The organism is Peribacillus sp. B2I2, assembly GCF_041261685.1.
Lineage (GTDB): Bacteria > Bacillota > Bacilli > Bacillales > DSM-1321 > Peribacillus.
The window spans coordinates 1,425,885-1,446,050 of sequence record NZ_JBGCCB010000001.1; the positions used below are offsets into that span (position 1 = coordinate 1,425,885).

Here is a 20,166-nt window from a genome sequence, read left to right on the forward strand (position 1 = left end):
TTGCATGGCGTTTGATTAAAGGTGTAAGTCCAGGAAAATACGTCGCAAATAGTATCAATTGCAAAAATTCGCTATTAATCAAAATAAGATTATAATAAAAGGATTTTTGTAATTACATATTCGTATGCAGCAGCTGATGAACTTAAAAGTCTAAATCTTCGGTGTACAGGAATCATTTTTTTACTTACAAGACGTAGTTTGTACACATTAATCGCTAAGTTAAAAAGCCAAATTATCTGATGATTAGGAACGGTTTGCTGTTCATTTAGGTGGGACTGCGACATACTGAAAGGGTTGTAGGGACATCGGTATTGGATTAAGACAGGGCCTTTGGGGGCTAAGCAAAGAAGAGGACTTATATCTTAGGGTATACTAGGCCGAACCTATACGAAGCGAAGTATGGGTTTTCGTTTTGTGATAAAAAGGAAATGAAGAATCGAATCCTACTAAAATAGATTATTATTCCTTTGACAATCTCCTGAAACTCCTTTATATTTAGCTAGTAACTTTAGTGCTTAAAAGCGTTTCAGTAATTATGAGGAGTGAAAAGGTCAGATCCTTACCTCAGAGAATACACAACATGAAAGCGGGGAAATACATCATGCGTCTTGAAGATGCAAAGCTAAAACTCTCCTTACCTGAAGCAATCGGGGTTTTGGCAGTTCTTTTCTTAATCATTGCAATTGGTATCATACATTATGGACTGGCCCCCCATATTCCAATAATAGCTGCTATCCTATTTCTATTTGTTTATGGAAAGATCAAGAAGCTGCCATTTTCGATTATGGAGGCGGCTATCGTCAAAGGTGCAGTTTCTGGTATGGGAGCTATCTATATATTCTTTTTCATTGGAATGCTAATTTCGATCTGGATGGCAAGCGGAACGATCCCTACCATCATGTACTATGGGTTTGACTGGATTTCTGGTGAATATTTCTATGCGGTCACATTTCTGGTGTGTTCGCTAATTGGGCTCTGTATCGGGAGTTCACTTACAACATCAGCCACGATCGGAGTTGCTTTCATAGGTATGGCGGCGGCGATGGATTTATCGTTGGCAATTACAGCCGGTGCAATCATTTCAGGTGCATTTCTTGGGGATAAAATGTCTCCATTATCCGACTCGACCAACCTTGCTTCGGGAACGGTTGGAGTACCATTATTTGAACATATTAATAATATGCAGTGGACAACGATTCCAGGTTTTTTAATATCACTTATCATCTTTTACTTCCTTTCACCGAATGTCAAACTGGCTCGTGTTGAGGAGGTTGAAGCCATGACCAAAGCCTTGGAAATGGAAACGAACATTAGCATATTGAGTTTGATTCCGTTTGTCATCGTTCTAGTCATGGCTTTGAAAAAGGTGTCGGCGATTCCGACATTGTCAGCAGGAATCGTTTCGGCGGCTGTCATTGCTTTCATACAAACGCCAAGTTTGACCGTTGCAAAACTAGCGGATATCTTATACGGCGGTTTTGTACTTAAGAGTGGAATGGATCAACTTGACTCAATCCTATCGCGGGGCGGCATTGAAAGTATGATGTTCTCCGTTTCGATGGTGTTGTTGGCATTGGCGATGGGCGGACTATTGTTTGAATTAGGAGTCATCCCTTCTATTTTAAATGCGGTCCAGGATTCATTGACGAGTGTAGCGAAAGTGATTTCAGCTACCGTATTTGCAGGAATCAGCGTGAATTTCCTAGTGGGGGAACAGTATTTGTCAGTTATACTGCCTGGGAAAGCCTTTCAGCAGAAATATGAAGATTTAGGCTTACAGCCAAAAACGCTTGGGAGGGTACTTGAAGATGCGGGAACGGTTGTGAATCCTCTGGTTCCTTGGGGTGTCTGCGGTGTATTCTTGACACAGGTATTGGGTGTTTCAACCCTTGAATATGCCCCATTTGCATTCTTTTGCTTACTTTGCCCTTTGCTTAGTTTGATTTCGGGCTTTACGAAAATAGGTATCCATTATAAATGAAAAAACAGGCGGTCGTTTCGACTGCCTGTTTTTTTATATGAACTTCCATAACCTTGAGAGAAGGGAAAAACCCCCTGACATGAACTGCAAAGTCAGGGGGTAAAGAAGTTGATCGCTTATTTTGAAGACGCAATCTCATCTTTTGGGATGGACACGACCTTTTCTTTCTGTTCAAGTAAATTCATTCGCATTACGACATTTTGGAAAATGCCCATTGAAAGCATGAGTAGCAGTAAGGAAGATCCCCCATAACTGATGAATGGAAGAGTGATCCCTGTAATTGGGATAAGTCCAGTCACTCCGCCAACGTTGATGCCAACTTGAATGCCGATCATGGATGAGATGCCTATCAATAAAAGACTTCCAAATGGATCTTTGCATTTTGCTGAAAGTACATATCCCCTTAGGACGATAAAACCAAGTGTCAATAGAACGAATCCCACTCCGAATATCCCGAGCTCTTCTGCAATGACAGACATGATGAAATCAGTATGTGATTCAGGCAAGTACCCGTATTTTTGTACACTGTCACCAAGTCCCACTCCAGTAAGGCCACCGGATCCTATTGCGAATAATGAATTCACGAGTTGATACCCGCTTTCTCCTGCCGTTCCAAAAGGATCAGCAAACCCCGTAAAACGAGACACCTTATTTTCAGAGAGAATGGATGAGAAATTTCCTGTAACGAGTACTCCTAATGCAAATATGGCAACGAATATCGCAGTAATCAAAGAGAGTTTGAATATACTCTTAAAGGACATCCCGGATGAAATGATCATGGTACTTGAAATCAGGAAAATGACAGCTGCCGTTCCATAGTCAGGCTGTATACCGATTAAAAAACAGATGAATACCAGAAAGAAAATCGGGGGGATGACGGCTTTATCAATACTATTGATACGATCCTGCCTTTTTCCGTAAATGGCTGCAAGATAAATGATCATGGCTAATTTGGAAAATTCCGCAGGTTGGATCGATTTAGACCCTACCTTGAACCAACTTGTGGCATTTCCTGCTGTGTGGCCGAAGATAAATAGCAGCAAAAGGATACCGGCCATTCCAAACATCATAGACATCAAGAACATTTTGTTTTTGTACATCTTATAAGGAAGAATCATCGTGACAATCATTGCCAGGAATGAAATGAGAAAGGCCGTTTTTTGTTTCTCAAAGAAGAAATCCATGGGCTGGCCGTATCGAGCAACAGCAGTAATCATACTCGAACTGTAAATCATGACTAAACCAAACAAACAGAGTAATACGACAGCGATGAAAATAGGGAAGTCGTATGCTTTAATTATTCTTTTCACTTGTGCGCTCACCTCAAATATGTATGCGCGAAAAAATCGCCTTCTTATATAGTAACGGAAAATCGGTTATATAGATAATAATTTTTATTCGATAATATGAATTTATCCTCCATTACCCAACATTAAACACTAAAACCTGATAAACTTGTCTGCCGGATTTCTTTTTTGCTTATAGCCGAATTCGGATTCCTATACATTACCTTCGATAGCAAACGTGAATACTCCTTTTAATAAAGAAAACTTTTTACTATATATTCCATTTTTGTGGTGCTGTTATGTGGAGAAGATTACTATTCAATGGTGAGAGGGATGGATTTCATGAGCATAACTACTTTTTAAAGCAGAAGAGATTCTATCGAAATAATCTCGGGATTGTTAAGAACCAAACAGGGGAAACGATTAAATTCGATGGTCCCCATTTCATCCTTGATTTTATTGATAGCCTAAGCTTCCTCCCTATTTTCCATATATCCCATCGGAGAGAGAAACGGTAGTGAACCTGGTTCCAATCAATAATATTATACAGGCTACTGTGTGTCTGGCATTATATAAAGAGGGTGCAGGGAAAACCTATCATTTAACTGATTCCACTTCTGTACGGCGAGTGCAATTTATGAACTTTTCGTTGATGAATCTGTATAAGAAAAGACCAAAAGACATATACAAGGGTACTAAGCAATGTGCTCTTATCTATACGTCTTTATGGGCCTATTTAGGAGTGGAAAAAGAAACCCTTGATTATTGCACTTGAAATGGGCGTTTTGACAAGACTGCAGCCAAAAAGGATTTACTTCTGGAATGGTATGTCCTGATTTCAGGGAAGGGATTCCGGCTATGGTCGGTTAATATTCAAAGTATAAAAATGATTATGAATACCATATAAAAATAAGGTAAAAGCAAGGGGAGTAGTTATGGAAAAAATACATGACAAGTGGGAAGTGTTTTCTCCGGCAACAGGTGAGAAGATTGCAGAAATCGATCCAACGCCATTGACGTCGATACCTCATATATATAAGAAATCAAGACATGCGTTCAAAGCATGGTCGAATCTTCCCATCAAGGAAAGGCTGCACTATTTAAAACGTCTTCGTTTATTGATGGTTGAAAAAATGGATGAAATTGCGGAAGTCATTTCAAAAGATACGGGAAAAGTGAAAATTGAAGCACTGGTTGCTGACATCATGCCAACCATTGATGCAATCAAGCATATCGAGAAACATGCAGTGAAAACTCTTTCCGGACAGAAGGTAACCACTCCACTCATATTAATTGGTAAAAAATCATATGTCCATTATATGCCCCGGGGAACGATTCTCGTCATTTCCCCATGGAATTATCCGCTTCAGCTCTCGATGGTCCCCATTCTTAATGCTCTAGCAGCGGGAAATACAGTCATCGCCAAGCCATCAGAAGTAACTCCATTAGTTGGGGTTTGCATCGAAAATCTGTTTCTTGAAGCTGGTTTCCCAGAGGGAACGATACAATTTGCCCATGGGGGAAAAGAATTGGGTGCAGAGTTGACTGAGCGAAAACCGGATTATATATTTTTTACTGGGTCTGTAAGGACCGGAAAAATGATTGGTGAGGTGGCAGCAAGACAACTGATCCCAACGACTCTGGAGCTTGGCGGGAAGGATCCGATGATCGTTTTGCGTGATGCTAACCTGGAACGGGCAGTGAACGGGGCTCTTTGGGGGGCTTTTACGAACAGCGGGCAGGTTTGCATGAGTGTTGAAAGGGTTTATGTAGAACGTACTGTTTATAAGGAATTCCTAATGCTTCTTAAAGAAAAAACGAAGTCCATGAGGCAGGGAATGCAATTAAAGGATGATATCGGTTCAATGACTTTCCCGGCACAGGTTGATGTTGTGGCTGGACACCTAGAGGACGCACTGACTAAGGGGGCGATAATTGAAACAGGAACACCTCCGAAAGAGTGGAAAAGGGGACAGACCCATTTCATTCCGCCGACGATTCTGTCCAATGTCGATCATTCCATGAAAATCATGAAAGAAGAAACGTTCGGACCCGTGTTGCCCGTTATGCCTTTCGACACGGAGGAGGAAGTGATCGCCCTAGCAAATGAAAGTGAATATGGACTTAATTCGAGCGTTTGGACGATGGACAGGGAAAAAGCAAGCCGGATTGCGTCACAGTTAGTAACAGGAGCGGTGACGATCAATGATGTGCTAATTACTGTTGCTAATCATCATTTACCATTTGGCGGTGCCAAACAAAGTGGCATTGGCCGCTATCATGGCGAGCATGGATTGAAGATTTTCTGTCATGAAAAAGCGGTCATGGTCGATAAAGGTAAAAAGAATTCAGAAATCCAATGGTATCCATATGAGGGGAAATACACGAGTTTTTTATCGCTGTTTCAGAACTACTTTTCTGCAAGACCGAACTGGATTCGTTTTGGCAAAGAATATTTGCAATTGATTAAATTAACCAAAGGGAAACGAAAATGAGATCCAATAATAAAAAAAGATTGTTATTTTCATAACGAGCGCGTATACTATCAATATACTTAATAACTGATTTTCCTTTTCAAAGGGGAGTAGCGTTAGGGTTCGCCCTAAAACAAAGTCGTCATTACGTGAATGGAAACATTCATCGGCTTTGTTGACATGTTTTCATGTTCAGCAAGACCTTTGCCTATACGGCAGAGGTCTTTTTATTTTGCCATTGCCGATAGGGAGGGAATAAAAACTATTGGAGGTTGAATGGATGGAAGCATCAATATTATTGGAATACGGCTGGGTCCTTCTTATCTTGGTTGGATTGGAAGGGATACTTGCTGCGGATAATGCAGTCGTCATGGCTGTCATGGTTAAGCATTTACCAAAAGAACAACAGCGAAAAGCCTTGTTTTATGGTCTGATGGGAGCTTTTGTTTTCCGCTTTGCAAGTTTATTCCTTATTTCCTTTCTTATCGACGTGTGGCAAATTCAAGCAATCGGTGCGATTTATTTACTTTTCATTGCTTTTCAGAACATTTACAAAAAATACGCTGTTAAAGGTGAGAAGGAAATCACAAAGCCTAAAAAGCAATCTGGCTTCTGGATGACCGTGGTAAAGGTTGAAGCGGCTGATATAGCTTTCGCAATCGATTCCATGTTGGCTGCCGTAGCACTGGCTGTTACACTTCCTGCAACAGGCTGGATGAAAGTCGGCGGTATTGACGGAGGGCAATTCGCTGTCATGTTCCTCGGCGGTATGATTGGTTTGATCATTATGCGATTTGCAGCAAATGCATTCGTGAAGTTGCTTCATCAGCGTCCTTCACTCGAAACGGCAGCATTTTTGATTGTGGGTTGGGTTGGAGTGAAATTGGCGGTACACACACTCGCGCACCCTTCACTGGCTGTCATCGATCATCATTTCCCTGAATCAACTCTTTGGAAATCGATTTTTTGGACCGTATTGATTGGAATTGCGGCAGGTGCATGGATCATTTCAAGCAAAAAAGAAAAAAAAGCGAAAGAAGAGAAAAAAATACAGGAAGCTTAAAAAAACAGGCGTGCTTGTCACGCCTATTTTTTTTGCTTTTTAATGTATTTATGGAGTGACCCTCAAAAGAGCAGGTAAGTTTACGAATGATATGTTAAAAGATGTGAATATTAAATTCCGGTTAGAAAAATGACAATTGTCCCATTGGATTGCAAAAAAATCCGTAAAAAGATATTTTACTGTAATTGCACTGTAATAAACGAGAAAAAACTAAGTATTTTATCATGTTGATATATTATGTGATTTCATTTATATCGCAAAAATAGTTCTTTTGGTACTGTCTTTTAGACTCCCTCCGCTTAAGATAAGTATGTTGATGCGTATTTTATGTTCAACAGGAGCGAGGTGAGCAAATGCTTGGTTTGTTGTTTACAGCATTCAAAAAAAAGCGTTCTTTAGAAGAAACCGTATTGAAAATTCAAGAAGGCGATATAAGCCTTCGTAATGATACTATAGAGTCGTTCAAACCTTTTATTGCGAAGACCGTCTCATCGGTTTGCAGACGTTACATATACGAATCAGATGATGAATTTAGTATTGGAATGATTGCTTTTAATGAGGCAATCGATAAATATTCCCCGGAAAAAGGCCGTTCTTTATTGGCATTTGCCGAAACCCTCGTTAGACGAAGGGTTATTGATTATTTAAGAAGCCAGTCGAAACGAAAAGAAGTATTATTGGATTTGACTCTGAATGATGATAATGATCAAAGCCATATATATATCGATAATGAAAATTCCATCAATGAGTACGAGAAGCAAAAGGAATCGGAAAGAAGAAAAGAAGAAATTCACCTTTATATAAGCCATCTACAGGATTTTGGTCTGTCATTTGAGGATTTAGTTGAAAACTCTCCAAAACATGCGGATGCAAGGAAGGGAGCCATCATGATCGCTAAATTGTTAATGGAAGATGACGAACTGAAAGAAATCCTGTTTGCAAAAAAGCGGCTGCCAGTAAAGCAGCTCGAAGGAAAAGTGGATGTAAGCAGAAAAACGATTGAACGGAACAGAAAGTACATCATTGCTGTTGCAATCATAATAAACGGAGATTTTTTGTACTTGAATGATTATATAAAAGGGGCTATCAATGGATGAAAAAAGGAGTTATTCTTTCAGTTAATAAGCGATTTGTAACCCTATTGACCCCCGAGGGTGAATTTCTAAAAGCCAAAAGGCAGGAACGGGCATATGAAGTGGGTGAGGAAATCACCTTTTCACCTGCTAAACAAAAGTTCACTTTAGCCTTTTCCAATTTTCATTCATCTTTCAAAAAAAAGGCCGTGCTAAGCATTGCTTCCACCTTCCTGATTCTATTTTCGATTCTTCCATCCTATTTCTCTGGGTCTGTTTCGGCATATATGACAATAGATGTGAATCCAAGCATTGAGTTGGAGCTTGACGATCATTTAGAAGTTCTCAAACTTACTGGCTTAAATGAAGACGGCAAGCTTGTGATTGGTCAGCTGAAGGATTGGAAAGGCAAGGATATTAAGACTGTTACAGTCCGAATCGTTGAAACCACGAAGCAACTCGGTTATTTGAAAGGAAATAAACAAATAGTCGTTTCCACTACATTATTGGATAAGAATAAAAAACTGGATAGGAATTTAAAAGAAGAGATAAAAGAAATAGCTGAGCAGGATAATGTTACTAAAACAAAGATGAAAGTGATTCAGGCAACAAAAAGCGATCGTGACCAAGCAAGGGAACAAGGCATATCCACAGGTAAGTATGTTGAAAAGAAGTTGAATGAAGATAAAGAAAAGGTAAAGGTCAATATGAGGGAACCTGCACCAGATAAAAAAGTCGAGGAAAAGGTTGATATTCCGAAAGTGAAGAGCGAAACGCTGAGTACAGAAAACAAATCGGATGGCGAAAAGGAAATAGAGAACAATGCAAATGCAATAAAACAAAAGCCGTCAAACGAAGTCAAACCAACTGAACGGAAAAATCTGGGAACACAAACTGCCCAAAATAAGGAACAAACTGATAGTAAAGCTGAAAATGGAAAACGGAATGAGGTAAATGGCTTCAAGGAAAGAAGCAGGGAGCCAAAAATAAAATCTGATCGCAATCAAAACAACCAATCAAAGGACAAGCATAAAAATGAAAAGTATGTTAAAAAGTTCGATAAGAAAAGAGTTCCATTGGTCAAAGAAAAGAATAATGACGATCCAATAAAGTATAAAAAAAAAAATAAACAAGTAAAGCAAGTAAAGCAAGTAAAGCAAGTAAAGCAAGTAAAGCAAGTAAAGCAAGTAAAGCAAGTAAAGCAAGTAAAGCAAGTAAAACAAGTAAAACAAGTAAAACAAGTAAAACAAGTAAAACAAGGTAAGCAAGATTGGAATAAGTCGAAAAGGGATAAGGGTAATAATGGACATGGGAATGAACGCAATAAGTAAAAAGAGTCCAGCACGCAGCTGGACTCTTAGCCATGGATATTCAATTGTGTTAGGAATTATTGACCTTTAAGTTGAGATTGTGCTTGTTGTACAAGACGTTTCGTAATTTCGCCGCCAACTGAACCATTGGCACGTGCTGAAGTATCCGAACCTAATTGTACACCAAACTCTGATGCAATTTCATATTTGATTTGTTCTAATGCTTGTTCGATTCCAGGAACAAGAAGGTTGTTACTGCTGTTAGCCATTTGAATCTCCCCTTTACTTTTTCAACGGCTTTTGCCGCTGTAATGATAGTATAAGTAGAATGAGGAGTTTTACTTATATGAGCGGCATCAAACTTATTGGTAAACCTACCTTTTTGTTGAAAGTAAGCCAGTTTTAAAAGAGAATGGAAAAAAGAATGAAAAAAGGGTAAACTAGATTATTAATGGTTATGTGTTCCACCTACATACATAATCATAAAGGAGTAAGAAAGGAAACTCTTTATGTTTGCTATCAAAAAAATATTATCAAAGTTAACACCAGCTCAGCTTATCGTCGGTTATTATTTTTTGGCCGTCAGTATCTCGACCGTACTGTTGAGTCTCCCGGTTGCTCTTAAGCCAGGCGTAGAATTTGAATTCATGGATGCTTTATTCACAGCCGTAAGTGCAGTAAGTGTAACAGGCCTAACAGTTGTTAGTTTGCCCGAAGTGTATAATGAGGTAGGCTATTTCATTCTAATGTTTGTTCTCCAATTTGGCGGTATTGGCATAATGACACTTGGTACGTTTTTCTGGTTGATTTTGGGTAAGAAAATCGGCTTGAAGGAAAGACAATTGATCATGACAGATCAAAACCAATCGAATCTTTCGGGGCTTGTTAAATTATTGATTCAAATCATTCAGATATTTGTCGTAATTGAAATGATTGGGGCTCTAGTTTTAGGCATTTACTTTCTGGATTATTTTCCAAACTGGAAAGAAGCCTTTTTAAATGGTTTATTTTTAGCCGTAAGTGCCACCACGAATGCTGGTTTTGATATTACCGGTATTTCAATGATTCCATTTAAAGACGATTATTTTGTACAGTTCATCACGATTATCCTGCTTACCCTTGGAGCCATTGGGTTTCCTGTCTTGATTGAGCTGAAAGAGTTTTTGTCCAATCATGCCCGTACTTATAAGTTTCATTTTTCTTTGTTCACGAAGCTGACATCAGTCACTTTCTTTTCCCTTATCATTGGGGGAACGATCCTGATTTACCTGTTGGAAATGAATGGTTTATTTAAAGATAAAAGCTGGCATGAATCGTTCTTTTACTCTTTATTTATGTCTTCTAATACGCGAAGCGGCGGATTAGCAACAATGAATGTGAGCGATTTCTCGGAACCGACCCTTTTATTGATGAGCATATTGATGTTTATTGGGGCATCCCCTAGCTCAGTCGGAGGAGGTATCCGGACAACAACCCTGGCAATAATGATTCTCTTTTTATGGAATTTCATGAGGGGAAGGCGTTCCATTAAAGTGTTCAAGCGGGAGATTCATCCCGATGATATTCGAAAGGCAACTGCAGTTATGATCATGGGATCGCTCCTTTGCATAATGGCGGTCTTCATTTTATCGATTACTGAGAATTTTACTTTGATGCAAATCATTTTTGAAGTATGTTCGGCTTTTGGTTCAGTTGGCCTCTCGATGGGAATCACGCCTGAACTCAGTAATACCGGTAAAATTGTCATAATGATCATTATGTTTATTGGCCGTGTCGGGATAACATCTCTTCTGTATATCATAGGCCATAAAGAAGTTACGGAAAATTTCCATTATCCAAAGGAACGCGTCATCATTGGATAAATGAATTAAGTTGAACAGTGACCTTTCCATCGAGGAAAGGTTTTTTGTCTTGTTTGCAGGAATCATGAATAAAATGTTGAAATTTACCTATGAGTGGGTTTTTACCATTGTTATATACAGTATATGATTAATTTGCCCCCTTGCTTGCTGGAATTCGATCGGATGAAGTTTAAATCATTTTGGTAAGGAGGTGGAAGATGTGATGAAATATATTGGAAGGATCATTGTCCCTGTCCTTTTTTTTATATTGATATTGCCCTATTTAGGATGGCTGGGTCATGAAGAACGGAGGTTTTCCGCCTTTGCAGCTATATATTTAATCACCATTTTATCCATAGCTTGGTGTTTGGGTGCTATCTATGATAATAAACGGAAAACGATTGCTTTATTGCAAGATAGCGAAGGACGCTATCGCATTTTCTCCAAGTACTCTAAAGAATTGGTCAATAGCTTCAATGAGGTTATTTTCCAAACGGATGATAAAGGAAAATGGTTGTATTTAAACCCAGCATGGAAATCGATGAGTGGTGCAACCGTGAATGAGTCTCTAGGGCTTCACTTTTCTAAATATATGGATAACACTTCTTATCAAGACGTATTAAGGGTCTTTGCGGAATCCTTTCATCGAGGAAATAAATATTTTCGTGCGGACATTAAACTAAATGCGAAAAAGGGGACAAGTTGGGTTGAAGCATTCGTTAAACTAATTTACGATGATGCTGGGAAATTCATAGGGACGGCAGGCATTATTTCTGAAATTAATGAACGTAAACATGCGGAAGAGAAGCTCGTGAGCCTAAACGAACATTTGGCGATCACATCAAGCAAGTTATCAACGGCCGCCCAACTGGCGGCAGGGATTGCACATGAGGTCAGGAATCCGATGACAGCTATAATGGGTTTTGTAAAATTGATTAAAGATGGCGGTGCCGATAAACAGGAATACTATGATATTATTTTTTCGGAAATAAATCGAATCGAGCAAGTCCTGAATGAACTCTTGCTGCTGTCGAAACCTGCCGAGGCGGTTTTTCTAGAGAAGGATTTAAAGGAAAGCTGCAATCATGTCATAACCCTGTTGGAGACAAACGCCGTATTGAACAATATTCAAATTCATAAAAATTATGATACAGAACCCATTTTCATTTACTTTGATGAAAACCAAATCAAGCAAGTACTAATAAACATGATAAAAAATTCCATAGAATCGATGCCGGATGGCGGAAATATTTTTGTGAGCATATATGAAAAATATGGGGAAGTTTTTGTAAGCATTTTGGATGAAGGGGAAGGTATTCCGGAAAACTCCCTTCAAAAGGTGGGAGAACCATTTTTCACGACAAAATCATCAGGAACAGGATTGGGTCTTTCCGTTTGTTTTAAAATCATTGAAAAGCATGGAGGAAAAGTTTTTATCACAAGTGAACTAAAAAAAGGTACGAAAATCGTATGTGTATTTCCTACAGTCCAACCAAAGGAACACAGGGGAAATGAAAATGTACAAGGACTAAAGCGACATGAAAATAAGATTTAATTATTGAAAAAATCGGAAAATTGTGTATATACTGTAAAAGAAAGAACATACTAACCGGTTAGTCAGTTTAAAAGGAGGAATTCAATTTGAACTTTGAACATACTCAAAAGGTGAAAAATCTGGAAAAGAAGTTAACGGAATTCATGGAAAAGTACGTATATCCAAATGAATCCGTATACCAAAAGCAGCTCGAAGCACAGAAGAGCCGCTGGAGTGAAATACCACCGATTTTAACTGAATTAACGGCAAAAGCAAAAGAAGAAGGATTATGGAATTTATTTTTACCTGATAGCGGTTATGGGGCGGGTTTAACAAATCTAGAATATGCACCGCTTTGTGAAATCATGGGGAGGTCGATGATAGGACCTGAAATCTTCAACTGTAACGCACCGGACACGGGCAATATGGAAGTGTTGGTGAGATACGGTTCAGATGAACATAAAGAACGCTGGCTGAAACCGTTGCTTGCTGGGGAAATCCGCTCATGCTTCTCGATGACAGAACCGGAAGTGGCGTCTTCCGATGCGACCAATATCGAGTGCAGGATTGAAAAGGCAGGTAATGAGTATGTCATAAACGGCCGGAAATGGTGGTCGTCAGGAGCAGGCGATCCCCGATGCAAGATTGCCATCGTTATGGGTAAGACAGATCCTGAAGCGTCCAAGCATGAACAACAGTCAATGATTCTTGTACCGCTGGATACACCGGGTGTGAAAATCGAGAGAATGCTCCCAGTGTTTGGTTATGATCATGCTCCGCATGGCCATGCCGAAATCAATTTTGAAAATGTGAGGGTTCCGGCATCGAATATACTATGGGGTGAAGGCAAAGGGTTTGCGATTGCCCAGGGAAGACTCGGACCTGGAAGGATACATCACTGCATGAGGCTTATCGGCGCTGCTGAAAGAGCACTTGAAGAATTATGTAAGCGTATTCAAAATCGTGTCGCTTTTGGTAAACCTTTGGCGAGACAAGGTGTGATCATGGAATGGGTGGCCGATTCACGGATTGAAATCGAACAAGCAAGACTTCTGACTTTAAAAGCTGCCTATATGATGGATACAGTCGGGAACAAGGAAGCCAAGGCGGAGATAGCCATGATAAAAGTAGTGGCACCAAATATGGCATTGAAAGTGCTGGACAGGGTCATTCAAGGATTTGGAGCTGCAGGTATTTCCGATGATTTCCCTTTTGCTGCACATTGGGCAAATGCACGGACGTTAAGGCTTGCTGATGGCCCGGATGAAGTGCACCGCTCACAAGTGGCTAAAATAGAACTTCGAAAATACCAACAAAAGCATGAGGTGAAAATATGAAAGTTACCGACCTATTCGATCTGACTGGAAAGACGGCGATCATTACCGGTGGAGGGAGAGGATTGGGAGAACAAATAGCTACCGGCTTTGCCGAAGCAGGGGCTAATGTCGTTCTTTGTTCAAGGAAGAAGGAAGCATGCGACGAAGTTGCTTCGCAAATCGAAAAGCTTGGGGTCAGGGCGCTTTCCTTCAAGTGCGATATCACCAATCCGTCGGATGTACAGGAAGTTGTTAACGAAACTTACCGGGAATTCGGTACGATAGACATTTTAGTAAACAACAGCGGGGCATCCTGGGGGGCTCCGGCCGTCGACATGCCCCTTGAAGCCTGGCAGAAGGTGATGAATGTCAATGTAACCGGAACCTTTATCATGAGCCAGACTGTAGGCAGGGTCATGATTGAGCAGGGACGGGGGAAAATCATAAACATCGCTTCCGTCGCCGGATTAGGAGGGACTGACCCGAGGGTGCTCGATACGGTCGGATATAATACGAGTAAAGGGGCGGTCATTACTTTAACGAAGGATTTAGCCGTTAAGTGGGGTCAGCATAATATCAATGTTAATGCAATCGCACCAGGATTCTTTCCGACAAAAATGACGAAAGGGGTTCTCGAGCAAGGAAAGAGTCCTATCTTGGATTCCACTCCGCTAAGAAGGTTAGGGAGTGATGATGATTTAAAAGGGGCAGCGGTTTTCCTGGCATCAAAGGCATCTGATTATGTGACTGGAAATATCTTGATTGTTGATGGGGGTTCACATGCAATGTAAAGAAAAGTAAGTAAATATGGCTGGAGGGTATGTAATGATGAATGAAAAAAAATGGCTGTCCGTTTATCCCGATTCAATTTCAAAGGAAATAAAAGTTCCTGAGTTTCCGATGCAAAGAATCCTTCAAAATGCATGTCAGGCCTATCCAAACAATACAGCTATTACTTTTTATGGACGAAAGATATCTTATCAGGAACTTTTTCATGCATCGCAAGCCTTTGCTTCAGCCCTGCAAAAAAAAGGCGTCCAAAAAGGTGATCGTGTCGCCATCATGCTACCTAACTGTCCCCAATACGTCATTGCATACTATGGATCTTTGACGACAGGAGCAATTATCACCCAAATCAATCCAATGCTGGTTGAAAGGGAGTTGCAGCATATCTTACAGGACTCCGGTGCCGAAACGATCGTGGTTTTGGATGGATTATATCCGAAAGTGAAAAGTGTCCAGCAGCATGCAAATGTGAAAAATATTATCGCCGTAAGCCTGCAGCCATCAGATGCAGATTTCCAGCCTGATGTTTCATTTGACCAATTCATGAAGTCAGGGGACGGAAAAATCAATCCAGTATCATTCGATCCGGAAAATGATATCGCCGTTCTTCAGTATACAGGAGGAACGACTGGCCGTTCAAAAGGAGCTATGCTGACTCACAGAAATATTCTGGCTAACGTCGTTCAATCATATGAATTCTTCAAGCATGAATTAAAATTGGGAGCTGAAAGAACGTTGTCGGTCATCCCGCTTTTCCATGTTTTTGGAATGACGTCCGCAATGAACCTATCCGTTTATATTGCTGGTGACTCAATCATGCTGCCAAGGTTTGAGATAGAAGAAGTGCTTGAAACGATAAAGCGAGAACAGCCAACCACTTTTCCTGGTGTACCGACCATGTATGTAGCGTTGACGAATCATCCAAAGGCAGAAGAATATGGAATGGGATCAATTCAGGTCTGTAACAGCGGAAGTGCACCGATGCCTGTGGAGCTGCTACGTGAGTTTGAACGAAAATCAGGTGCGAAGATATTGGAAGGCTACGGTCTTACGGAAGCTTCGCCAACAACGCATTGTAACCCGGTATTTGCTGAAAGGAAGCCTGGGAGCGTCGGGATTGGTATCCCTTCGACTGAATATAAAGTGATGGACCTAGGGGACGGGACAAAAGAAGTGCCCACTGGCGAAATGGGGGAATTGGTCGTCAAAGGACCTCAAGTGATGAAAGGTTACTGGAATATGCCTGAGGAAACTGCGGTCACTCTTAGGGATGGTTGGCTTTATACGGGGGATATCGCCAAAGTTGATGAAGAAGGGTACCTCTATATTGTCGACAGGAAAAAAGATTTGATCATTGCAAGTGGGTTTAATATATATCCGCGTGATGTGGAGGAAGTTCTCTATGAACATCCTGCTGTCCAGGAAGCGGTTGTCATCGGGGTTCCGGATGCTTACCGAGGGGAGTCGGTTAAAGCGGTGCTTGTACTTAAAAATAATAAAAAGGCAAGTGAACGGGAAATCATTGATTACTGCCGTGCAAACCTATCGGCCTATAAAGTTCCGAATTTCGTTGAATTTCGAGAAGAGTTACCGAAAACAAATGTCGGAAAGATTTTAAGGCGAGCTTTAAGGGAAGAACTTTCCAGGCAATAAGAAGGAAGTACGAAAGCGTATGATATCAATTCAGCTGAAATTTTAACAGATTGCGAGGATGCATACATGAAAGAAAAAATGACAGAACATAGCATACGCTTATTTGAAAAGAAGGGCTTTAGTGAAACGTCGATTTCTGATATCGTCGAATCGGTCGGGGTGACGAAGGGAACGTTTTATTACTACTTTACGAGCAAAGAGCAGTTGCTTATGGATATTCATCTAGCATATATAGACGAGTTGCTTAGTGAGCAGGAAATAATCATTTTGGATCCTGGGAAAAGCTGTAAGGATAAGCTTTTCGATATGGTATATATGCTCTTAAAAAGCATCAAAACCAAAAAATCCAGCGCCACGGTCTTTTTCCGTGAAATGAAAAATCTAAGTGACGAAAAACTTGCACAAGTCCTTCCTAAGAGGGATGATTTCCGTAATAAAATCGAGCAAGTGCTGATAGAAGGCATCGAGAGCGGAGAACTACGTTCCAATCTCGATGCATCCATCATCTCTTTTGCTATTTTGGGTGTGACCAATTGGAGCTATCATTGGTTTGACCCAGAAGGTGAAAAAAACGAACAGGAAGTGGCAGCCATTTTTATGGGGATGATTCTGCATGGAATTGAAGCGTGACTAGGTTACATACTAACCAGTTAGTAGAGGGGAGATGGATGGCATGACCGACAAGCAAATTCAATCAATAACCGTAATCGGGGCTGGGCAGATGGGGCATCAAATTGCGATGCTTGCTGCACTTGGAGGTTACGAAACGATTCTTCAGGATGTTCAGGAAAATGCGTTGAATGCAGCCAAAGAAAAATTGGACGTCATTTTGACTAAATGGGTCCAAAAAGGAAAATTGTCTGAAGATCGAAAATTGGCGGCATTTAGCCGTCTTCAATATACTACCGATTTGGAGAAAGCGGCCAGTGGAGCTGATTTGATCATTGAAGCGGTTGTTGAAAAACTTGATGTGAAGCAGGAAGTTTTCGCTAAACTGGAGCAATTGGCACCAACAGAAACCATTTTTGCAACGAATAGTTCAACGATTGTCAATAGCCTGCTGTCAGGTGTGACGAATCGTCCGGATAAGTTCATTAATATGCATTTCTTCTTCCCGCCTCTAATAATGGATTGTGTTGAAATTGTAATGAGTGATCAAACTTCTGAAGAAACCGCTAAGCTTGCGATGGAAGTCACAGAGAAAATGAATAGGACAGGAGTTTTGTTGAGGAAAGAAATATCGGGATTTGTAGCCAATCGAATTTTGGGAGCGTTACAGCGTGAGGCCCTATATTTGTATGAAGAAGGAATTGTGGATTATAAGGATATCGATTTAATTTGCAGGAAAGCGTTAGGCCATCCCATCGGTCCATTTGAACTGATGGATTTATCAGGTATTGATGTAGGATATTTTGTCATGCAGCAACGATACAATGAAACTGGAAATCCAGAAGACAAGCCAAATGCTTGTATAGAAGAAAAGGTGAACAAAGGACATTTAGGAAGGAAAACAGGAAAAGGTTGGTATGATTATCCAAATCAAGGAGTGAAGAATCGATGACACAGTTAATTAGAGTGGAAAAAGAAAATAAGCTTGCGATCATAACCATTGATAATCCTCCATTAAACGTAATCAGCAAACAGGTATTCAAAGAATTGGGAGAAATATTCACTGAACTTTCAAAGGATTCTGAAACTGTAGCAGTACTCTTAACGGGTGCAGGCAATATCGCATTTGCGGCTGGTGCTGATATAAAAGAATTCCCTAACATGATGGGAAACCCGAATATGAAAGAATTGGTAAGGGAAAGTCATGCCGTCTTAACCAAAATAGACATGTTCCCTAAACCTACGATAGCTGTATTAAATGGCCTGACTTTAGGCGGCGGATGCGAATTGGCTCTGTCCTGTGATATGCGTGTCGCTGAAACACAGGTGCAAATTGGGCTGCCGGAAGTGAAATTAGGCTTATTTCCTGGTGCTGGCGGTACACAGCGTTTGTCCAGACTTGTAGGGAACGCAAAAGCAAAGGAGATTATATTCACCGGTGATCCGCTTGATGCCAAAGAAGCGGAAAAGATCGGGCTTGTCAATAAAGTCGTCGAGCAAGGCTGCGGTTTATCGGAAGCGAAAATCTTGGCTTCAAGAATGACGAGGCACTCTTTACAAGCACTTTCAAGAATCAAGAAGGCGATTAATGAAGGAAGTGAGGCAACGCTTGAACAAGGACTAGAGCTAGAAACGAATCTTTTTGAAGAAATCTTCCAAACTGAAGATGTTAAAGAAGGGGTTTCCGCTTTTCTGGATAAGCGTAAACCTGCTTTTGTACATCGTTAAACAAGGAGGGGTAATATGCATGAATTTGAAGTCAACGTCCGTTTTTCAGAAACGGATACTTTGGGCCACATCAATAACACAAGCTATTTCATTTACCTCGAAGAAGCCCGCATGAAATTTTTTGAAGCCTTGGGGCTAGCGACGAAAGTCGAATCGTGGAATTTTTTGTTAGCCTCCACAAAATGCGACTTTATTGCTCAGGGATATTTCAATCAACTCTTGACCATTCGTTCATCTTTGACGAAGGTGGGGACGAAAAGCTGTGAAATGGTCCATGATATTCTCTGTTCACAAACTGGTGAAGTCATTGCCAAGGGGAGTGCAGTTTTAGTCTGTTTCAATTTTTTGAATCAAAATAGTGAACCTATTCCTGAAAAGATTAAAGAAAAGCTCATCTCACATCTTGTTCATAATTAGAATGATAAAAGTCTAAAGGAGTGGAGGAACATGGTTGACGATACGATTCCTGTTCGGCCTGGAGAGGAACTGAATGTTCATTCATTAGAAGGCTTCCTAAGAAAAAATGTTTTGGACCTTCCAAATGAACCGTTAGAATTGCAACAATTTTCCACAGGTTATTCAAATTTGACCTATCAGCTGAAAATGGGGGAGTGGGAGGCAGTCCTCAGAAGGCCGCCGCTTGGTCCTGTCGCTCCAAAGGCACATGATATGAAGCGTGAACATCATATTCTGGCCTCAATCAACCCATATTTTCAAGCCGCTCCCGAGCCAATTCTATTCTCGGATGATGAGTCTATTGCTGGGGCCCCTTTTTTCCTAATGGAAAGGAAACATGGAATTGTAATAGACAATGAGTTTCCCAAAGGAATCGAGCCTACTCCTGAAAGGTGCCGACAGCTTTCTTATGTCATGGTCGATCGGCTTGCTGACCTACACTCGATCCCTCATGAGAAAACGGGTTTAGTGGAAATCTCCAAACCTGAGGGATTCATTGAAAGACAAGTAAACGGTTGGATTTCCCGCTATGAGAGAGCAAAGACAGATGAAATAGAAGAAGTGCGGCCGCTTATCGAATATTTGCAACAGAATATCCCGAAACATAGCCAGACTTCAATTATCCATTATGACTATAAGATCAATAATGCCATGTTTAACCATGACCTTACAGAGATGGTCGGTTTATTTGATTGGGAAATGTCCACCGTTGGTGATCCGTTAGCCGATCTAGGAGTTGCTTTAAGCTACTGGACGGAAAGCGGTGACCCGGAACCTATCAAAATCGGTGTGGGTCAAGCGTCCGTCACGACTTTAACTGGTTTCCTGACAAGAAGGGAATTTATCGAGACGTATGCAGCAAGAAGCGGCAGGGATGTTTCCAACGTCGATTTTTATTTAACCTTTGGTTACTTTAAGTTAGCTGTCATCCTTCAGCAAATCTATTACCGATATAAAAAAGGCCAGACTAATGACCCCCGTTTTTCCAATCTCGGAAAAACGGTTAAAAGCTTAATCAGCCATGCAGCAAATGTAGCTGCGAAGGAAGTTTAATAA

General features: G+C 40.6%; 17 protein-coding genes. 15 read left to right on the forward strand and 2 right to left on the reverse strand.

What is annotated here, in order from left to right; translation table 11 throughout:
* The first annotated feature begins 580 nt into the window (after positions 1-580).
* Positions 581-1,981 carry a Na+/H+ antiporter NhaC gene (gene nhaC, locus ABIE66_RS07250; protein ID WP_370014307.1) on the forward strand — a complete coding sequence of 467 codons (1,401 nt, stop codon included), beginning with the start codon at positions 581-583 and terminating at the stop codon, positions 1,979-1,981.
* Between the two features lie 116 nt (positions 1,982-2,097).
* Here nhaC and ABIE66_RS07255 read toward each other — a convergent pair whose 3' ends face one another.
* Positions 2,098-3,291: an FtsW/RodA/SpoVE family cell cycle protein gene (locus ABIE66_RS07255; RefSeq protein WP_289324231.1), complete on the reverse strand. Its 1,194-nt coding sequence runs from the start codon at positions 3,289-3,291 to the stop codon at positions 2,098-2,100.
* 911 nt (positions 3,292-4,202) lie between these two features.
* On the opposite strand from ABIE66_RS07255, the gene ABIE66_RS07260 reads away from it, so the two are divergent.
* The 4 genes from ABIE66_RS07260 to ABIE66_RS07275 all read left to right on the forward strand — a co-directional run bounded on the left by ABIE66_RS07260 (position 4,203) and on the right by ABIE66_RS07275 (position 9,208).
* Positions 4,203-5,762, forward strand: a complete 1,560-nt coding sequence (locus ABIE66_RS07260; protein WP_370014308.1) for an aldehyde dehydrogenase family protein — start codon at positions 4,203-4,205, stop codon at positions 5,760-5,762.
* Between the two features lie 259 nt (positions 5,763-6,021).
* Complete coding sequence (locus ABIE66_RS07265; protein WP_289324233.1) at positions 6,022-6,804, forward strand: TerC family protein; 783 nt, start codon at positions 6,022-6,024, stop codon at positions 6,802-6,804.
* Between the two features lie 353 nt (positions 6,805-7,157).
* Positions 7,158-7,901: an RNA polymerase sigma factor SigI gene (gene sigI / locus ABIE66_RS07270; protein WP_289324234.1), complete on the forward strand. Its 744-nt coding sequence runs from the start codon at positions 7,158-7,160 to the stop codon at positions 7,899-7,901.
* Positions 7,898-9,208: an anti-sigma factor domain-containing protein gene (locus ABIE66_RS07275; protein ID WP_370014309.1), complete on the forward strand. Its 1,311-nt coding sequence runs from the start codon at positions 7,898-7,900 to the stop codon at positions 9,206-9,208. Before sigI ends, ABIE66_RS07275 begins: the two co-directional genes overlap by 4 nt.
* A 56-nt stretch (positions 9,209-9,264) precedes the next feature.
* On the opposite strand, the gene ABIE66_RS07280 is transcribed toward ABIE66_RS07275, so the two are convergent.
* Positions 9,265-9,456 carry an alpha/beta-type small acid-soluble spore protein gene (locus tag ABIE66_RS07280; RefSeq protein ID WP_034314196.1) on the reverse strand — a complete coding sequence of 64 codons (192 nt, stop codon included), beginning with the start codon at positions 9,454-9,456 and terminating at the stop codon, positions 9,265-9,267.
* Positions 9,457-9,696: 240 nt separating this feature from the next.
* On the opposite strand from ABIE66_RS07280, the gene ABIE66_RS07285 reads away from it, so the two are divergent.
* The 10 genes from ABIE66_RS07285 to ABIE66_RS07330 all read left to right on the forward strand — a co-directional run bounded on the left by ABIE66_RS07285 (position 9,697) and on the right by ABIE66_RS07330 (position 20,163).
* Positions 9,697-11,049, forward strand: coding sequence for a TrkH family potassium uptake protein (locus tag ABIE66_RS07285; RefSeq protein ID WP_370014310.1), 1,353 nt, complete (start codon positions 9,697-9,699; stop codon positions 11,047-11,049).
* Positions 11,050-11,251: 202 nt separating this feature from the next.
* The gene (locus ABIE66_RS07290; protein ID WP_370016996.1) at positions 11,252-12,583 is read left to right on the forward strand and encodes an ATP-binding protein; all 1,332 of its coding nucleotides are present in this window, start codon (positions 11,252-11,254) and stop codon (positions 12,581-12,583) included.
* Positions 12,584-12,669: 86 nt separating this feature from the next.
* A complete protein-coding gene (locus ABIE66_RS07295) occupies positions 12,670-13,899 on the forward strand; it encodes an acyl-CoA dehydrogenase family protein (RefSeq protein ID WP_289317340.1) in 1,230 nt (409 codons plus the stop codon).
* The gene (locus tag ABIE66_RS07300) at positions 13,896-14,669 is read left to right on the forward strand and encodes an SDR family oxidoreductase (protein ID WP_289324237.1); all 774 of its coding nucleotides are present in this window, start codon (positions 13,896-13,898) and stop codon (positions 14,667-14,669) included. The genes ABIE66_RS07295 and ABIE66_RS07300 overlap by 4 nt, the downstream gene beginning before the upstream one ends.
* Positions 14,670-14,706: 37 nt before the next feature.
* Positions 14,707-16,317, forward strand: coding sequence for a long-chain-fatty-acid--CoA ligase (locus ABIE66_RS07305; protein ID WP_370016997.1), 1,611 nt, complete (start codon positions 14,707-14,709; stop codon positions 16,315-16,317).
* A gap of 66 nt (positions 16,318-16,383) precedes the next feature.
* Complete coding sequence (locus ABIE66_RS07310) at positions 16,384-16,947, forward strand: TetR/AcrR family transcriptional regulator (RefSeq protein WP_370014311.1); 564 nt, start codon at positions 16,384-16,386, stop codon at positions 16,945-16,947.
* 43 nt (positions 16,948-16,990) lie between these two features.
* Entirely contained in the window at positions 16,991-17,878 is an 888-nt protein-coding gene (locus ABIE66_RS07315; RefSeq protein WP_370014312.1) for a 3-hydroxyacyl-CoA dehydrogenase family protein, read from the forward strand.
* Positions 17,875-18,654 carry an enoyl-CoA hydratase/isomerase family protein gene (locus ABIE66_RS07320; protein WP_370014313.1) on the forward strand — a complete coding sequence of 260 codons (780 nt, stop codon included), beginning with the start codon at positions 17,875-17,877 and terminating at the stop codon, positions 18,652-18,654. The genes ABIE66_RS07315 and ABIE66_RS07320 overlap by 4 nt, the downstream gene beginning before the upstream one ends.
* 15 nt (positions 18,655-18,669) lie before the next feature.
* Positions 18,670-19,071 carry an acyl-CoA thioesterase gene (locus tag ABIE66_RS07325; RefSeq protein WP_370014314.1) on the forward strand — a complete coding sequence of 134 codons (402 nt, stop codon included), beginning with the start codon at positions 18,670-18,672 and terminating at the stop codon, positions 19,069-19,071.
* A 30-nt stretch (positions 19,072-19,101) separates the two neighbouring features.
* Complete coding sequence (locus ABIE66_RS07330) at positions 19,102-20,163, forward strand: phosphotransferase family protein (RefSeq protein WP_289324242.1); 1,062 nt, start codon at positions 19,102-19,104, stop codon at positions 20,161-20,163.
* Positions 20,164-20,166 lie beyond the last annotated feature (3 nt).

Bases quoted from the DNA above. Each gene is read 5' to 3' on its own strand.
- nhaC (WP_370014307.1), top strand. From the start codon at position 581: ATGAAAGCGGGGAAATACATCATGCGTCTTGAAGATGCAAAGCTAAAA.
- ABIE66_RS07260 (WP_370014308.1), top strand. From the start codon at position 4,203: ATGGAAAAAATACATGACAAGTGGGAAGTGTTTTCTCCGGCAACAGGT.
- ABIE66_RS07265 (WP_289324233.1), top strand. From the start codon at position 6,022: ATGGAAGCATCAATATTATTGGAATACGGCTGGGTCCTTCTTATCTTG.
- sigI (WP_289324234.1), top strand. From the start codon at position 7,158: ATGCTTGGTTTGTTGTTTACAGCATTCAAAAAAAAGCGTTCTTTAGAA.
- ABIE66_RS07275 (WP_370014309.1), top strand. From the start codon at position 7,898: ATGAAAAAAGGAGTTATTCTTTCAGTTAATAAGCGATTTGTAACCCTA.
- ABIE66_RS07280 (WP_034314196.1), bottom strand. From the start codon at position 9,456: ATGGCTAACAGCAGTAACAACCTTCTTGTTCCTGGAATCGAACAAGCA.
- ABIE66_RS07285 (WP_370014310.1), top strand. From the start codon at position 9,697: ATGTTTGCTATCAAAAAAATATTATCAAAGTTAACACCAGCTCAGCTT.
- ABIE66_RS07290 (WP_370016996.1), top strand. From the start codon at position 11,252: ATGAAATATATTGGAAGGATCATTGTCCCTGTCCTTTTTTTTATATTG.
- ABIE66_RS07300 (WP_289324237.1), top strand. From the start codon at position 13,896: ATGAAAGTTACCGACCTATTCGATCTGACTGGAAAGACGGCGATCATT.
- ABIE66_RS07305 (WP_370016997.1), top strand. From the start codon at position 14,707: ATGAATGAAAAAAAATGGCTGTCCGTTTATCCCGATTCAATTTCAAAG.
- ABIE66_RS07310 (WP_370014311.1), top strand. From the start codon at position 16,384: ATGAAAGAAAAAATGACAGAACATAGCATACGCTTATTTGAAAAGAAG.
- ABIE66_RS07315 (WP_370014312.1), top strand. From the start codon at position 16,991: ATGACCGACAAGCAAATTCAATCAATAACCGTAATCGGGGCTGGGCAG.
- ABIE66_RS07320 (WP_370014313.1), top strand. From the start codon at position 17,875: ATGACACAGTTAATTAGAGTGGAAAAAGAAAATAAGCTTGCGATCATA.
- ABIE66_RS07325 (WP_370014314.1), top strand. From the start codon at position 18,670: ATGCATGAATTTGAAGTCAACGTCCGTTTTTCAGAAACGGATACTTTG.
- ABIE66_RS07330 (WP_289324242.1), top strand. From the start codon at position 19,102: ATGGTTGACGATACGATTCCTGTTCGGCCTGGAGAGGAACTGAATGTT.